We start from the raw sequence: 14,804 nt of genomic DNA on the forward strand, positions 1-14,804 counted from the left end.
CGGCAGTGCACCGCCGACCAGCCAAAGAAGAGCGCCTTTTAAAGATATCATCCCAGCCTCCCCGCCGGGTCAGACAACTGGCCGCTGCAACGGAGTTCCTGTTGACGCCCTTGGGAAGCGCTACGGTGTTGAGCTTGGTGTTCGCCGCTTTCTCTTCGTTGAGGTTCGTTGTCAGGAAGCGAACCACGTCGTCATGGCCGAGCTCTTCTACCCATGCGATGAGCGTGCCGTAGCGCGCGATCTCGTAGTGCGAGGTGTGTCTCTGTTTGACTGTGTTGATCTGTGCGACCGTACTCGCGCGAAATCACGCGTCGCACGCCACTACAACTGTGGTGTGGTGCGCTTAGACCAATACTAGTTCTAAACTTCTGTTTGATGGCCGCTGCTCAAGTCATTTGGAGCAATACTAATTCTAAACGCGTGATTGACGCGCCGCTGTATCCTTTACGCACTTCATCGCAGTGATCGCGCTTGTTACTGGTCCCGCGCGAAGCGATGAGGACTGGAAATGACTGCAAGTTTGAAGACCGCGGGATGGCTCGGCGCCGCGCTGCCGATGCTCGCCGCGATGATCGATGTGACGCCGGCGGAAGCACAATCGTCCGCGCGAGAATTGCCGGCTGTCGTCGTCGACCAGCCCTCACGTCCGCAGGCCGCGCAGTCGCGTCCCGCATCCAGACGGCAAGCCGTGTCGACGGCGAGCCGTCGCACGGCCCAGCGAGGGGCGGTGACTTCGGATGCCGCGGCTGCAGCCGGCACGCGCGCGGAAACGGGGACCGGCCCGGTGCGCGGTTATCTCGCGGGCCAGAGCGGCACCGGCACCAAGACCGACACGCCGCTGCGGGAAACCCCGCAATCGATCACGGTGGTCACCGCCGACCGCGTCACCGACCAGGGCGCGCTCACCGTGCAGGAGTCGCTGCGCTACGTGCCCGGCGTGTTCGCCGACGCCTATGGCCCGGATTCGCGCGGCGACTATCCGCGCATTCGCGGCCAGGACCCGAACATCTATCTCGACGGCACACGCGTTGTGAACACGTGGCAGTTCAACGAATGGCGGCCCGATCCCTTTACGCTCGAGCGCATCGAGGTGCTGCGCGGCCCATCATCGGTGCTCTATGGCGACACCTCGACGGCGGGCCTGTTGAACCTGATCTCGAAACGTCCGCAGGTGGAGGCCTTCAACGAGATCGGCGTGCAGTTTGGCAGCTTCAACCGCAAGCAGGTGCAGCTCGACTCGACCGGCAAGCTGACCAAGGACGGCGAGTGGCTCTATCGCTTCATCGGCGTGTTCCGCGACAGCAATACGCAGACCGATTACGTGCCTGATGATCGCATAGTGCTGGCGCCATCGCTGACCTGGCGGCCGACCAACAACACGAGCTGGACCGTGCTCGGCACCTATCAGAAGGACAACACCGGCGTGTCCACGGCATTTCTGCCGCATGAGGGCACGCTGTATCCGGGGCCGAACGGCCTGATCCCGGTGCGGCGCTTTGCCAGCGATCCGAACTTCGAGAAGTACCAGACCGAGACCGGCGCGGTCTCCAGCCTATTCGAGCATAGCTTCAACAACGCCGTGAAGATCCGGCAGAACGTTCGCTTCGCGCATGTCGAAGGCATCTATCGGTCGGCCTATCCGAACGTCTATGGCGATCCGTACGATCCGCCGAATCCGAATTTTCCATTTCTCGATCCGACGCGGCGTACCGTGGAGCGCTTTATCTACAGCCGCGAAACCAGCAAGGACAGTTTGACCTCGGACAGCAACGTCGAGCTGAAATTCGGCACCGGCCCGGTGCTCCATAAGGCGCTGGTCGGCCTCGACTACCGCGTTCTCAAGGAGCGCGCGCGATCCGGCTCCGGCTACGACACCACGCCGTTCGACCTCTACGCTCCGGTTTATACGGCTCTGACCCCACCGGTGCTTTCGCCCGAGCCTGACCTGCGGCAAAGCCAGCTCGGGCTTTACGCGCAGGACCAGATGCGGCTCGGACCGTGGCTCGCTGTTCTCGGCGTTCGTCAGGATTTCGTCGGCAACAATGTGCAGGGATCGCCGAGTGAGGACACCAAGGCGACCACCGGCCGCGCGGGATTGATGTACGAACTGCCGTTCGGGCTGACGCCCTACGTCACTTATGCACAGTCGTTCACGCCGGTCTTCGGCTCCGCTTGCGTTGGCGGTACCTGCAAGGCGCAGCAGGGCGAAATTGTGGAACTCGGATTCAAGTACAATCCAATGCCCGGCACGGCGATCAACGGTGCGATCTTCGACACCACCGAGAAGAACCGGCTGGCGAGCGATCCCGGCGGCTCCGTGTTCTCGGTCCAGACCGGCCAGGTGCGGATTCGCGGCGCCGAGCTCGAAGTGATCAGCCGTGTGACCCCGGACCTCGATCTGATTGGCGCCTATTCCTATCTCAACGCAGTGATTGAAAGCGGCGACAATGCCGGCAAGCGTGTCGAAGCCGTTCCCGATCATCAGGCCTCGCTATGGGCGAAGTACCGTCTCACCGCGCTCGGCCTGCCGGGTGTCACGATCGGCGGCGGCGTGCGCTACATCGGCGAATCCTGGGACGGCACCGACACGCTCCGCACGCCTGATTACACCCTGTTCGATGCGATGATCCGTTACGAGACCGGGCCGTGGCGGTTTCAGGTCAACGCCAGCAACCTTGCCGACAAGCGTCATGTCACCACGTGTCTTTCCCGCGGCGATTGCTTCTTCGGCATCGGCCGCACCGTGCTGGGGAGCGCGACGTACAGGTTCTAGGTTGGTCCGGAAAAGGCGAAGCCGATCTTAGGCCGGCTTCGCCCGATATGTCGCCAGAAACATCCGCGTCGCGCTGTCGACTACATGCGCGATGCGCTCCGCCGATGGCGCCGGCTCTGCCTGAAACACGAACGGCAGAAACAGCGTCGCCTGACACATCTGCAGGAATTGCGCGGCGGCTAATCCACAGTCATCGATCGCAAGATCGTCCGTCCCGACATGGGCCCGCAGATATTCAGCAAGACCGTTGATCGTCTTCGCCAGTACGTTCTCGTAGAACTGGCGTCCGACCTCCGGCATCCGCTCCGCGATCGCCATCACCGTGCGGATTGACGATCCGCCGCCTGGCCGGCAGATCGATCCGATGTAGGTTTGGCCGAATTCCCGCAGCGTCGTTTCGACATCGCGCCGGGGATCGAGATTGTAGGCGATCTTGCCCTTTTCGAGCGCTTCGTCCTCGACGATGGCCTCGAACAGCCGGCTCTTGTCGGCGAAGTAGACGTAGAGTGTGCCCTTGGAGACGCCGGCGGCGCGCGCGATCTCGTTCATGCTCGCGCCGTCAAAGCCCAGATCCATGAACACCTTTCGCGCGCCGTCCAAAATCTGCCGGCGCTTCGAACTGTCCTCCTCGCCGAAGGGATGAATGGTGTTTGTCGTTGATGCAACCATTGGTTTATCTTCTCGCGCGAGAATTCAACCCGCGATAGGACAGGAAGCTCTTCTCGCGTTATGGTCCTATCGTAGCAATGTATCTTGACCGAACCGTTCGGTCAATGGTAGTTTTCGATCAGTGTGGCAATGCGGCCGGTTTCCTGGCCTCACCAGCATCGTGACGTTCGGAGTGGGGGAGGCCGGCAATGGCCGCAGCGAGAGACCAGGCCGCACGCATCGTTCGCGCCGGATCGGAAACGGCGAACGATGAAGCTGCGCCCGAGGCCGGCGCCCAGCTTGCGGACCAGTTGCGGACTAACGTCGCGGAAGAAACCCGGCGTCGTCCCGCCGAGTCGCCCGGCGCCGAGCGGCCAGTCGCGCCATCCACCGGCACCGATGCAGCGGCGGCGAAATCGGGCAAGCGCAAATTCGTCATGATAGGCGCGCTTGGACTGCTCGCGCTGGCCGCGATCGGTTACGGCGTCTACTTCGTCATGGTCGGGCGCTTCTATGTCTCGACCGATGATGCCTATGTCCGCTCCAACAACACCATGCTCGGCGCCCGGGTGTCCGGCCATGTCGCGGCAATCCTGCCTCGCGACAATTCGCTCGTTGGCGCCGGCGATGTAATTTTCAGGATCGACGACGGCGATTACCGGATTGCTGTGGAAGCCGCGCGCAGCAAGATCGCGACCCAACAGGCCACCATCGACCGCATCGGCCGTCAGGTCACGGCGCTCGAAAGCGCCGTCGAGCAAACCAAAGCGCAGCTCGCTTCCGCGGAAGCCGCGATGAAGCGCGCCGGCCTCGACTTCGATCGCCAGCAGGCGCTGAGCACCAAGGGTTTTGCCTCGCGCGCCGCCTTCGAGGTCTCTGAAGCCAGCCGCGATCAGGGCGTCGCTGCGGTGAGGTCGGCGCAAGCGGCCTTTGACGCCGCGCGCGACAATGTCGAGGTGACGAAAGCGCAACAGGCCGAGGCCCGCGCGCAGCTTGCGGAATTGCAGACCCAGCTCGCCAAGGCGGAGCGCGACCTCGCCTTCACCTCGGTGCGTGCGCCCATCGACGGCACCTTCTCCAACCGCCTCGTCAATGCCGGTGATTTCATCCAGGCCGGGCAGCGGCTTGCCAATGTGGTGCCGCTCAACGACGTCTTCATCGACGCCAACTACAAGGAAACCCAGCTCAAGCGCATCCGGCCCGGCCAGCCGGTGAAGATTTCGGTCGACGCCTACGGTCACCGCAAGTTCGCCGGCGTCGTCGACAGCATTTCACCGGCGGCAGGCTCGGTGTTCACGCTGCTGCCGCCGGACAACGCCACCGGCAATTTCACCAAGATCGTACAGCGGCTGCCGGTTCGTATTCGCGTGCCGAAGGAAGTCGCAAAGCAGAACCTGCTGCGCGCCGGCATGTCGGTCTACACTACCGTCGACACCCGCGAGGGCGCGGCCGACGCGGACAGCGAGGCCGATCTCGATGCGCCCGGGATGGTTCAACCGCAGTAATTGTTCCTGAAGCCCGGGCGAAAGCCCGGCGCCCGTGCCGAGCTGACCATGGCCGACGCCACCGCCGCATCGCCTCCCGCGATGAATGCCGCGAACGACGCATCCGAGCGCATCCCGCCGCGGCGGCTGTTTGCGTTTCTCATCATGGTGTTCGGGATGTTCATGTCGATCCTGGACATCCAGGTCGTCTCGGCGTCGCTGTCGGAGATCCAAGCCGGCCTGTCGGCCAGCTCCAGCGAAGTGTCGTGGGTGCAGACCTCTTACCTCGTCGCCGAGGTAATCGCGATCCCGCTGTCCGGCTTCCTGTCGCGCGCGTTCGGCACCCGCCTATTGTTTGCGATTTCCGCCTCCGGCTTCACGATCGCGAGCTTCTTCTGCGGATTTGCCTCGACCATCGAGCAGATGATCCTGTGGCGCGCAATCCAGGGATTTCTCGGCGCCGGCATGATCCCCACCGTGTTCGCATCCGCCTACACGGTATTTCCGCGCTCGAAATTCCACATCGTCGGTCCGATCATCGGGCTTGTCGCGACGCTGGCGCCGACCATCGGGCCCACCGTCGGCGGCTACATCACCGGCATGATGTCGTGGCACTGGCTGTTCTTCATCAACATCGTCCCCGGCATCGGCATCACCATCGGCGTGCTGGCGCTGGTCGATTTCGACCGGCCGAACTTTGCGCTGCTCGAGCATTTCGACTGGTGGGGCCTCCTGTTCATGGCGGGCTTTCTCGGCACGCTCGAATATGTGCTGGAAGAAGGCCCGCAGTCGCAGTGGCTGGAAGACACCTCGATCGCGGTCTGCGCAGCGATCTGCGTGGTCTCGGCGATCGCGTTCTTCTGGCGCGTGCTCAGCGCGCGCGAGCCGATCGTCGACCTCAGAACCTTCACCGACCGCAATTTCGCCGTCGGCTGCCTGATCTCGCTCTGCGTCGGCGTCGGCCTTTACGGTCTCACCTACATCTATCCGCGCTATCTGGCCGAAGTCCGCGGCTACAGCGCGCTGATGATCGGCGAGACCTTGTTCATCTCGGGTCTCACCATGTTCCTCACCGCGCCGATCGTGGGGCGGCTGATGACGAAATACGACATGCGCTATTTGATCGCGATCGGCCTCGTCCTGTTCGGGCTCGGCACCTACCAGATGACGTGGATCACCAAGGACTATGATTTCTACGAATTGCTGATCCCGCAGCTCCTGCGCGGCGTCGGCATGATGCTCGCAATAGTGCCGACCAACACCATCGCGCTCGGCACGCTGGCGCCGGAGCGGGTGAAGAACGCCTCCGGGCTGTTCAACCTGACGCGCAACCTCGGCGGCGCGGTCGGGCTTGCCGTCATCAACCAGGTGCTCAACGAGCGCACTGATCTGCACATCTCGCGCCTGCACGACCGCGTCACCTGGGGCAACGCGACCGCGGTCGAAACGCTCAACATGTTGACCCAGCGCATGCAGGGCATGGGCGATTCCGCACTGATGGCGATGAAGCAATTGTCGCAGATCGTGCACCGCCAGGCGGTGGTGATGGGCTATGGCGATGCCTTCTTCATGCTGACGGTGTTTTATTTCGGCCTGAGCCTGTTCGTGCTGGTGCTGAAGAAGCCATCCGCAGCGGTGGCTGGCGGCGACGCCCATTAGTACGAGTGGCAACACGCGATCACGCTGATGTCATGTTGCAAATCACCCGCGATGCATTTATAAGCAGCGCATTGTCGCTCGAACCGGGGAGATTTGCATGATTTCGATGTATTCGCAGATCGCGCCCTCGCGTCCGATGCTCGTGCTGGTATTTCGGTCGCGTCGCTGAGCGCGATCTCCGCCGGCCCTGATCGGGTCTGACACCCGATCTCCAAAGCTTCCCAACGACTTAACGCTATTGTTCAACGACGCTTGCGTTCGGCCTGAAGCCACCGCGCGTCAATTCAGATGGAGCCGGCGTGTGTCTGCGCACAGCCGGATGAGGCCATGACCGTTCAAACAGACAAACGACCCGCGGCGATTCGCGTGGTGATCCCGTTCGTGTTCCGCCACTGGCTGCAACAGCCCGGCCGCGCCGTCGTCGTCGCCGGCGGGCTGCTCGGCGCGACCGCGGCCGACCTGTTCATGCCGATCTTCTCCGGCCGCCTGGTCGATGCGCTGACCTCGGGCGCTTCGGACGCGGCGGCGCGACATGCCGCGTTCGTTGCCTTCGGTGGGATCGTGGCGCTCGGCCTGTTGTCGATGATCCTGCGACTGACCGGCCTGCAGGCGATCGTGCCGTTCACGCTGAAGACCATGTCAGACGTGTCGCGCGATGCTTTTGCGCGCGTGCAGCGCTTTTCGACCGACTGGCACGCCAACAGCTTTGCCGGCTCAACCGTGCGCAAGGTCACGCGCGGCATGTGGGCGCTCGACCTGCTTAACGACACCATCCTGATGGCGCTGGCGCCGTCGCTGCTGGTGCTGCTGGGCTCGATGATCCTGCTCGGGCTGCACTGGCCCGTGCTCGGCGCGGTCATCGCAGTGGGCACCGTGATCTACGTGTCGATGACGCTGGCGTTCTCGGTGAACTACATCGCCCCCGCTGCGCGTGTCTCCAATGCCTGGGACACCAAAGTCGGCGGCACGTTGGCGGACGCCCTGACCTGCAACGCGGTGGTAAAATCCTTCGGCGCGGAAGCGCGCGAGGATGCGCGGCTTGCCGGCGTCATTGGCCGATGGCGCACGCGCGTACGTCGAACCTGGCTGCGCTACAATTACACCTCCACCGCGCAGCTCGCGGTGCTGCTGTGCTTTCGCGCTTCCGTGATCGGCGGGGCGATCCTGCTGTGGATCGCGGGTCGCGCCACGCCGGGCGACGTCACCTATGTGCTGACCAGCTACTACATCATCCACGCGTATCTGCGCGACGTCGGCATGCACATCAATAACCTGCAGCGTTCGGTGAACGACATGGAGGAGCTGGTCGCGATCCATGGCGAGCCGATCGGCATTGCGGACGCGCCTGATGCGAAGCCGATCGACATCCAGGGCGGCCGCATCGTGTTCGACGACGTGACGTTCCACTACGGCGGCCATCGCGCGCCGTTGTATGGCGGCCTGTCGGTAGAGATCCGCGCCGGCGAGCGGGTCGGCCTGGTCGGCCGTTCCGGCTCCGGCAAGACCACCTTCGTCAAGCTGGTGCAACGGCTCTACGACGTCAGCGGCGGCAAGATCCTGATCGACCATCAAGATATCGCTTTAGCCACGCAGCAATCGCTGCGCAGCCAGATCGCAATCGTGCAGCAGGACCCGATCCTGTTTCATCGTACGCTGGCCGAGAACATCGCTTATGGCCGGCCGGGCGCCAGCATGGCTGCAATCGAGCAGGCGGCCCGGCTCGCCAACGCGCACGACTTCATCCTGCGGCTGCCGAAAGGCTACGGCACGCTGGTCGGCGAACGCGGCGTCAAGCTGTCGGGCGGCGAGCGGCAGCGTGTCGCGCTGGCGCGTGCGTTCCTGGCAGATGCGCCGGTTCTGATCCTGGACGAGGCGACCTCGAGCCTCGATTCGGAATCGGAAGGCTTGATCCAGCAGGCGATGGAGCGGCTGATGAAAGGGCGCACCTCGATCGTGATCGCCCACCGGCTATCGACGGTGCGCAGCCTCGACCGCATCCTGGTATTCGACCGCGGCGAGATCGTCGAGCAGGGCACGCACGCGGCGCTGACGGCGCGGCCCGGCGGCATCTATCGCGGGCTGTTCGAGCTGCAGGCCACCGAGTTCGGCCGCATCTCGGCGGCCGAATGAGGTGAGCATTGTTGCGGGCCCGATCCATGTCGGAATATGTTTTCCGGCATCAAGGGGGCTCGCGCGATGCGCTGGTTTGAGAAAGAGCGGAAGCCGGATGTCTGGGAAGTTGCCGACGATCAGCCGTTGGGCGATATCGGCGCGGCCCACAAGATCCGCAACATCTGTGTTTCCGCAGGCGCCATCGCGGAAAAGATGGCGGCGCCCGGCGGGCGCGATGCCGAGAAGAAGCGAGCCGACGACGCTCAACGATACCAGGCCGCCATCAAGTGCGCGCTCGAAATAGTGATGCAAATCTCCCACGATTCGATGCGTGACGTTTCAGTGAGCCAGATCATCAAGCTGTGTGTACAGGTGGATCACCTGAAAACCGCAAGGGTTCTACTCCGCGCCATCCAGTCGGAAAAGATGAGGGCAGAGTTGGTGGCCGATCACCCGAAGCTAATCGATCAGGATGCCGCCAACTGAGGCGGCTTCCGATCGCGTTGCGGCGGTGAGGGCGCCGCCTTGGCGCGCGTTCGCGTCGAGATCGCAACCGTCACCACGACCGCCGCGGCGAACAGCAGGATCTGCAGCGTGATGGTCTCGCCGTTGAAGAACGCTGCGAGCGCAAAGGTGACGAAGGGCTGCAGCAACTGGACCTGTGAAACCCGCGCGATGCCGCCCATCGCCAGCCCGGCGTTCCATGCGAAGAACCCGATCCATTGCGAGAACAGCGCAACGTAGAGCAGCCCAAGCCATGGCTTCAGGGCTATCTGGCCGACATCGTGCGGCATGGTCAGCACTGCGGCCGGGATCGAGAGCGGCAGGCCGATGACGAGGATCCAGCTAATGACCTCCCAGCCCGGCATCTGCGATGTGAGCCGGCCGGAGAACGCATAACCGATCGCAGATACGGCCACGGCCGCAAACAGCAGGAGATCGCCGGTCGAGAACGCGCCGCCGCCTTCCCTTAAGGAAAACGCGATCACCAGCGCAGCGCCGGCGACGGAAGCGATCCAGAACAGCGGCCTCGGCCGCTCATGGGTGATAGCCACGGCGACCAGTGCGGTGGCGATCGGCAGAATCCCCAGCACCACGCCGCCATGCGAGGCATCGACCGTCTGCATCCCCAGCGACATCAGCAGCGGAAACAGGACGGCGACACAGAGCATCGCAATGACGAGTTGCCCCCACAGCGCACGGGGTGGCAACGGGCGGCGCAACACAAGAAGGAGCACCAGCGAGCATAGCCCGGCGATCGCGGTGCGCAGTGAGGTCAGTGCAATCGGATCAATTTCCGCAACCGCGATCCGCGTCGCCGGCAGCGTGCCGCCGAAGATCACCATGCCGATGAAGCCCAGCAGCAGGCCGAGACGTTCGCGCGACGAAGGAGAACTCATGACGCGATTGGTCAGCTGCTTTGCAGGTTAGCGTACAGCAATCTACTCGGAGCACATGGCGGCTATGCGCTTCTATCTCGGAGCAATGCTGCTCCACACCAATCCGATCCCCGACAGAAACAGCAGCGCCAGCACGACGTCGTAGAAGTTTCGGTCGTTCAATGCGTGGTAGGTGCGCATGCCGAGGTGCGCACCGATCAGCGTGCCGGGCATCGCCAGCATCGCCAGCCAGAACACGTCCATCTTGACGAAACCGCTGGCGATCTGCAGGCAGAGCGCAGCGCCCAGCACGCTGCCATTGAAGACCTGAAAAACGCCGCGGCGCTGATCCTTGGTCCAGCCGCGGATGCTGGCCCACAGGGTCGGGAGCGGGCCCGAGAGACCAGCGAGGCCGCCGAGAATGCCGCCGGCAAATCCGACGCATGTGTCGGCTATGCGGCTGCCGAAGCGGAACGCCATCGGCTTGCGGATGAAATAGAGCGCAGTCGGAAACACCAGCAGCATAACGCCGACGCTGAGCTTGAAGTTCTGCGGATCGGCGCGCGCCACCAGCAACGCGCCGATCGGCATGCCGACAAGACCGCCCGCCACGAACGGCCCGGCCAGCTTGAAGTCGATCACTTTCCACATCGACGGCAGCGTCGAGATCTGCGAACTGACCGAACAGATCAGGACCAGCGGCACGGCAATCGCCGGCGGCACAATATAAAGCCAGATCCCCAGCGCCATCAGCGCCGTTCCGAAGCCGGAGAGACCGGAGACAAAACCACCGGCAAGCGCGCCGGCCAGCAGGATTGCGTAGGTGGATACGTCCACTCTTTAATATTCCCCTGTCATTCCGGGGCGCATCGAAGATGCGAACCCGGAATCTCGAGATTCTCGGATGTGCAATCGCACATTCCAGTTCGATGCTTCGCATCGCCCCGGAATGACGTTGAATGTTGCCGCGACGTTTACACGAGGCACGGGGAAGGTACTATCGCAATCGAAGCCTTCAACAATAACCTGGTGGATGGCGCTTCTGCAAAAGATCGTCGCGTAGTCGCGTAGCCCGGGTGTAGCGCAGCGTAACCCGGGTCAGCGCGCCGCGAATTCGAAGATCCCGGATTGTGCTACGCTCCATCCGGGCTACGAATTGTCTCCAACAGATTGACTCTCCGACCTGCGCCTAACAAGCTGGGGTACCGGCGGTCGACGTCGATCGTGGAGGCGGTCATGACGGCCAGAACGACGGCAGGCATCGAGACGTGGTCAACCGGTCAGGTTGAGCCGTCCCGGCGCTTGGACTACTGGATTGGCGCGGTCTGCGAATGCTTTCTCGAGATGGACATCACGACGCCGGTTCGGCCGGGATTCGACTGCTCCATCGAGCGCGGGCAGCTCGACACAATCGGCATCAACCGGGTGCAGGGTACCGGCCAGCACGTCTATCGCAGGAAAGCGAGCGTCGAGCGTAGCAAGACCAATTACTATTACCTTCTCTGCAAGACCGACAACGACTGGATGGCAACGCAAAACGGCCATTCGGCGCGCCTGCAGCCGTTCGATCTTGTGCTTCTGGACTCGAGGCGCTGCTACGATTTCAACTTTCCGGTCACGGCGAATACGCTTTCGCTCGAACTGCCGATCTCCTGGGTCGAATCGTGGATCATCAATCCCGAGCGGCGTATCGGGCAACGCATCGACGGTCGCGCCGGCTGGGGCGCGGCGCTCAGCGCATTCGCCTGTCAATTGACACCCGAGCTTGCGGTCAATCGGCCGTTACCCGCGAAGCTTCTCATTGACCAGCTCGGCGCCCTGCTGGCCCTTGGCTACGGCAGCGAGATCCCGGCCTCGGCCTCGGAGCAACGCGACGCCGCAAAACTTCTGGACCAGATCAGTGGCGCCATCCGGCTGCGCTACGCCGAACCGGGGCTGACGGCTGTAGCCGTCGCAGAGCAATTGCGCGTTTCCGAGCGGACCTTGCATCGCTGTCTCAACAACGCCGGGCTGACGTTCAGCGGGCTTCTCAACGATTGCCGGATGGCGGTCGCGCGCAGGATGCTGAGCGAACCCCGGTTCGATTGCATTAGCGTCGGCGGGATCGGGCTGCGGGTCGGCTTGTCCGACCCATCCCACTTCATCCGCCAATGCCGTAGATATCTTGGCATGACGCCAGCCGCGTTCAGGCGGCAGCGCTGACGCCCAGTCGTCGTGTTCGCTGGCGTAAATCGGCGATCGCGATGGCCGAATTCGGCCATCCCCGGCGCAACGCGATCCCTATCAAGGTCTGATTCCGAAATGAGGGGAGACGGAAATGACAGACCTTTACGTCCTCGTGCATGGCGCGTGGCATTCCGGCGCCGAGATGGAAGCGGTGGCCGGCCATCTGCGCACGAAGGGGCACATCGTGCATTGCCCGACCATTGCCGGCAACAACCAAAACGACGATCGCGACAAGATCGGCCTCGAGCACGCGATTGTCTCGATCGCCACTTACATCGAACAGAACAATCTGCGCGACATCAGGCTGGTCGGCCACAGCTATGGGGGAATGGTGATTTCAGGTGTCGCCGACCGTCTGACTGACAGGATCAGGCGCCTCGTCTACGTCAACGCGTTCGTTCCGCTGGACGGGCAGTGCCTCAACGACATGGTGCCGCCGCACTATGTCGGCCTGTTCGATGCGGTGGCCGCCGCGAACAAGAACGCCGTGATGCTGCCGTTCGAAATCTGGCGCGATGCCTTCATCAACGACGCCGACCTTGAGCTCGCGAAGTCTGCCTTTGCCAAGCTCAACCCGCATCCCTACAAGACCTTTACCGACAAGATCGCGCTGAAGCGGGCGCTGGCGGAATTGCCGGTCGGCAAGTCCTACGTCAATTGCCGGCAGGACATTGCGCTGCCTCACGGCCTGCCATGGCATCCGCGCCTGTCCGAGCGTCTCGGTCTGTTTCGCTTGACCGAGTGCGACGGCAGCCATGAGATGTTCTTCAGCAACCCGGCGCGGCTCGCGCAGGCGATCGAAGAGGCGGGGCGCGACTGAGGCATCAGCCAGTCGCGTAGCCCGGATGGAGCGCAGCGAAATCCGGGATCTGTGCACCAGGTTAGCTCAGTAGTTCCGCATATCGACACGGCATCTGAAACTGGCAGCGGCCCATTTCGCTGCGCTCCATCCGGGCCACGGGTTGCGCTGATTGAAATGGCGAGGGGTCCGGCGTGCTTGCGCCGAACCCCTCATTCTCAAAACATCAGCCAGCCTGTAAGCCGGGTTCTGTAGGGCACCATTCTTGCGAATGGTACGTGACGGCCATTCCTCTGGGACCAGGTTTGCACATGGCCTCGAGCAACCTACCCGGACGGCGAGCCTGACATTGCCCTGCGGTGTTATCGCTTTCGCGAACGGACCCGCGTTGCCGTCCCTATTCGGTTTTGCTCCCGGTGGGGTTTGCCATGCCGTTTCCGTTGCCGGATACGCGGTGCGCTCTTACCGCACCTTTTCACCCTTGCTCCGTCCGGAGACGGAGCGGTTCGTTCTCTGTGGCACTTTCCCTGGGGTTGCCCCCGCCGGACGTTATCCGGCACCGTATGTCGATGGAGCCCGGACTTTCCTCCCCCGCAGCCTTTCGACCGTAGCGGGAGCGGCCGTCCGGCCGACTGACACCCTACGAATGGGGATTCCGGCGCGCCGCGTCAAGCGATCGCAATGGTTAATCGGGTTCCATACGTGCAATTTTGACAGAAGCGGCATGGCGGCATTTGATGTTGGCTGATCGATTTGAGGATGAGTAGCGGTGACACGCGATGAATATGCCTGCCGGCCTTGGTGAAGCACTGCTGCGCAGCGCTTCCGACGCGATCATCGCGACCGATCGCGATGGACGCATCAGTTTCTGGAATCCCGGCGCCGAGCGCATCTTCGGATTCCCGGCCGGGGAGACCATCGGCCAGTCGCTTGACCTGATTATCCCTGAGAATTTGCGTGCACGGCACTGGGCCGGCTTTCGGCATACGATGGCGACGGGAACGAGCCGCTACGGCCACGGCGATCTGTTGTCGGTGCCCGGTCTGACAAAAGACGGCCGGCGGATATCGGTCGAATTCACCATCGTATTGCTGCGAAATGAATTGCAGGAGGTCACAGGGACGGTGGCCGTCATGCGCGACGTGACGAAGCGCTTTGCCGAAGTCCGGGAGCTGAAGCGGAAACTCGCCGAGGCCGGCGGGCAGTCCTGAATACCCACTGGCATTGTTCACGTTTCCGGTATGAAGTTGTCCCTCCCGAAAGGGTCGCTCCACCGCCAAAATAAATTTCCCAGACGATGTCGTTTTGCTGGAGGCCCGTTCGACTGGGTGTCGGCGATCCAGCCGGTAAAAGAAGGAGTTTCCAAAATGCAGTATCTGTTGTTGATCTATCGGAGCGAGGCCGAGTTTGGCAAAATGGACGCCGCGGCGCGGAAGGCGAAGACGGCGGAATACGGCGCGTTCACCCAGTCCATTATCCAGAGCGGCCATTTCAAGGCCGGTGACGGCTTGCAGCCGACCACGACGGCAACCACCGTGCGCGTCCGCGACGGCAAGACCCTGACGACGGATGGTCCATTCGCGGAGACCCGCGAACAGCTTGGCGGCTATTATCTGGTCGAGGCCAAGGATCTCGACACCGCGCTGGCGATCGCCGCGCGGATTCCCGAGGCCACGATCGGTTCGATCGAGGTGCGGCCGGTCATGGTTTATGATTGACGGCGC

The 14,804-nt window shown here is 62.9% G+C and carries 12 protein-coding genes, 1 other RNA gene and 1 pseudogene; 9 read left to right on the plus strand and 5 right to left on the minus strand.

The genetic code is table 11. The annotated features are described in order from the left end of the window. Positions 1-85: 85 nt before the first annotated feature. Positions 86-280 (minus strand): annotated as a pseudogene (locus tag GWE18_RS19875) (DUF892 family protein); the annotation flags it as partial. A 228-nt stretch (positions 281-508) separates the two neighbouring features. Between GWE18_RS19875 and GWE18_RS19880 the strand changes: the two are divergent. Then, complete coding sequence (locus GWE18_RS19880) at positions 509-2,773, plus strand: TonB-dependent siderophore receptor (RefSeq protein ID WP_275187392.1); 2,265 nt, start codon at positions 509-511, stop codon at positions 2,771-2,773. Between the two features lie 27 nt (positions 2,774-2,800). On the opposite strand, the gene GWE18_RS19885 is transcribed toward GWE18_RS19880, so the two are convergent. Further along, positions 2,801-3,442, minus strand: coding sequence for a TetR/AcrR family transcriptional regulator (locus GWE18_RS19885; RefSeq protein WP_275187393.1), 642 nt, complete (start codon positions 3,440-3,442; stop codon positions 2,801-2,803). Positions 3,443-3,630: 188 nt separating this feature from the next. On the opposite strand from GWE18_RS19885, the gene GWE18_RS19890 reads away from it, so the two are divergent. From GWE18_RS19890 to GWE18_RS19905, 4 genes are all read left to right on the plus strand, one after another. Next, on the plus strand, positions 3,631-4,926 hold the full coding sequence (locus GWE18_RS19890) for an HlyD family secretion protein (RefSeq protein WP_275187394.1): 1,296 nt from the start codon (positions 3,631-3,633) through the stop codon (positions 4,924-4,926). Between the two features lie 48 nt (positions 4,927-4,974). Then, complete coding sequence (locus GWE18_RS19895) at positions 4,975-6,564, plus strand: DHA2 family efflux MFS transporter permease subunit (RefSeq protein WP_275187395.1); 1,590 nt, start codon at positions 4,975-4,977, stop codon at positions 6,562-6,564. A gap of 327 nt (positions 6,565-6,891) precedes the next feature. Next, complete coding sequence (locus GWE18_RS19900; RefSeq protein ID WP_275187396.1) at positions 6,892-8,694, plus strand: ABC transporter ATP-binding protein; 1,803 nt, start codon at positions 6,892-6,894, stop codon at positions 8,692-8,694. Positions 8,695-8,730: 36 nt separating this feature from the next. Then, the gene (locus tag GWE18_RS19905) at positions 8,731-9,162 is read left to right on the plus strand and encodes a hypothetical protein (protein ID WP_275187397.1); all 432 of its coding nucleotides are present in this window, start codon (positions 8,731-8,733) and stop codon (positions 9,160-9,162) included. On the opposite strand, the gene GWE18_RS19910 is transcribed toward GWE18_RS19905, so the two are convergent. Together GWE18_RS19910 and GWE18_RS19915 are read right to left on the minus strand one after the other, a co-directional pair. Next, positions 9,144-10,076 carry a DMT family transporter gene (locus GWE18_RS19910; protein WP_275187398.1) on the minus strand — a complete coding sequence of 311 codons (933 nt, stop codon included), beginning with the start codon at positions 10,074-10,076 and terminating at the stop codon, positions 9,144-9,146. The genes GWE18_RS19905 and GWE18_RS19910 overlap by 19 nt on opposite strands. A 72-nt stretch (positions 10,077-10,148) precedes the next feature. Further along, positions 10,149-10,892, minus strand: coding sequence for a sulfite exporter TauE/SafE family protein (locus GWE18_RS19915; RefSeq protein WP_275187399.1), 744 nt, complete (start codon positions 10,890-10,892; stop codon positions 10,149-10,151). 399 nt (positions 10,893-11,291) lie between these two features. On the opposite strand from GWE18_RS19915, the gene GWE18_RS19920 reads away from it, so the two are divergent. After that, positions 11,292-12,257 (plus strand): AraC family transcriptional regulator, encoded by a 966-nt coding sequence (locus GWE18_RS19920; protein ID WP_275187400.1) that lies wholly within the window; start codon positions 11,292-11,294, stop codon positions 12,255-12,257. A gap of 115 nt (positions 12,258-12,372) precedes the next feature. Continuing rightward, entirely contained in the window at positions 12,373-13,101 is a 729-nt protein-coding gene (locus GWE18_RS19925; protein WP_275187401.1) for an alpha/beta hydrolase, read from the plus strand. 201 nt (positions 13,102-13,302) lie between these two features. Here the strand turns inward: GWE18_RS19925 and rnpB are convergent. Then, an RNA gene (gene rnpB, locus GWE18_RS19930) (RNase P RNA component class A) lies at positions 13,303-13,716 on the minus strand. A gap of 143 nt (positions 13,717-13,859) precedes the next feature. On the opposite strand from rnpB, the gene GWE18_RS19935 reads away from it, so the two are divergent. Then, complete coding sequence (locus GWE18_RS19935) at positions 13,860-14,291, plus strand: PAS domain-containing protein (protein ID WP_275187402.1); 432 nt, start codon at positions 13,860-13,862, stop codon at positions 14,289-14,291. 156 nt (positions 14,292-14,447) lie between these two features. Beyond that, the gene (locus tag GWE18_RS19940; RefSeq protein WP_057848320.1) at positions 14,448-14,798 is read left to right on the plus strand and encodes a YciI family protein; all 351 of its coding nucleotides are present in this window, start codon (positions 14,448-14,450) and stop codon (positions 14,796-14,798) included. Positions 14,799-14,804 lie beyond the last annotated feature (6 nt).

Origin of the sequence: Bradyrhizobium sp. CSA112 (assembly GCF_029051645.1) — a bacterium.
Lineage (GTDB): Bacteria > Pseudomonadota > Alphaproteobacteria > Rhizobiales > Xanthobacteraceae > Bradyrhizobium.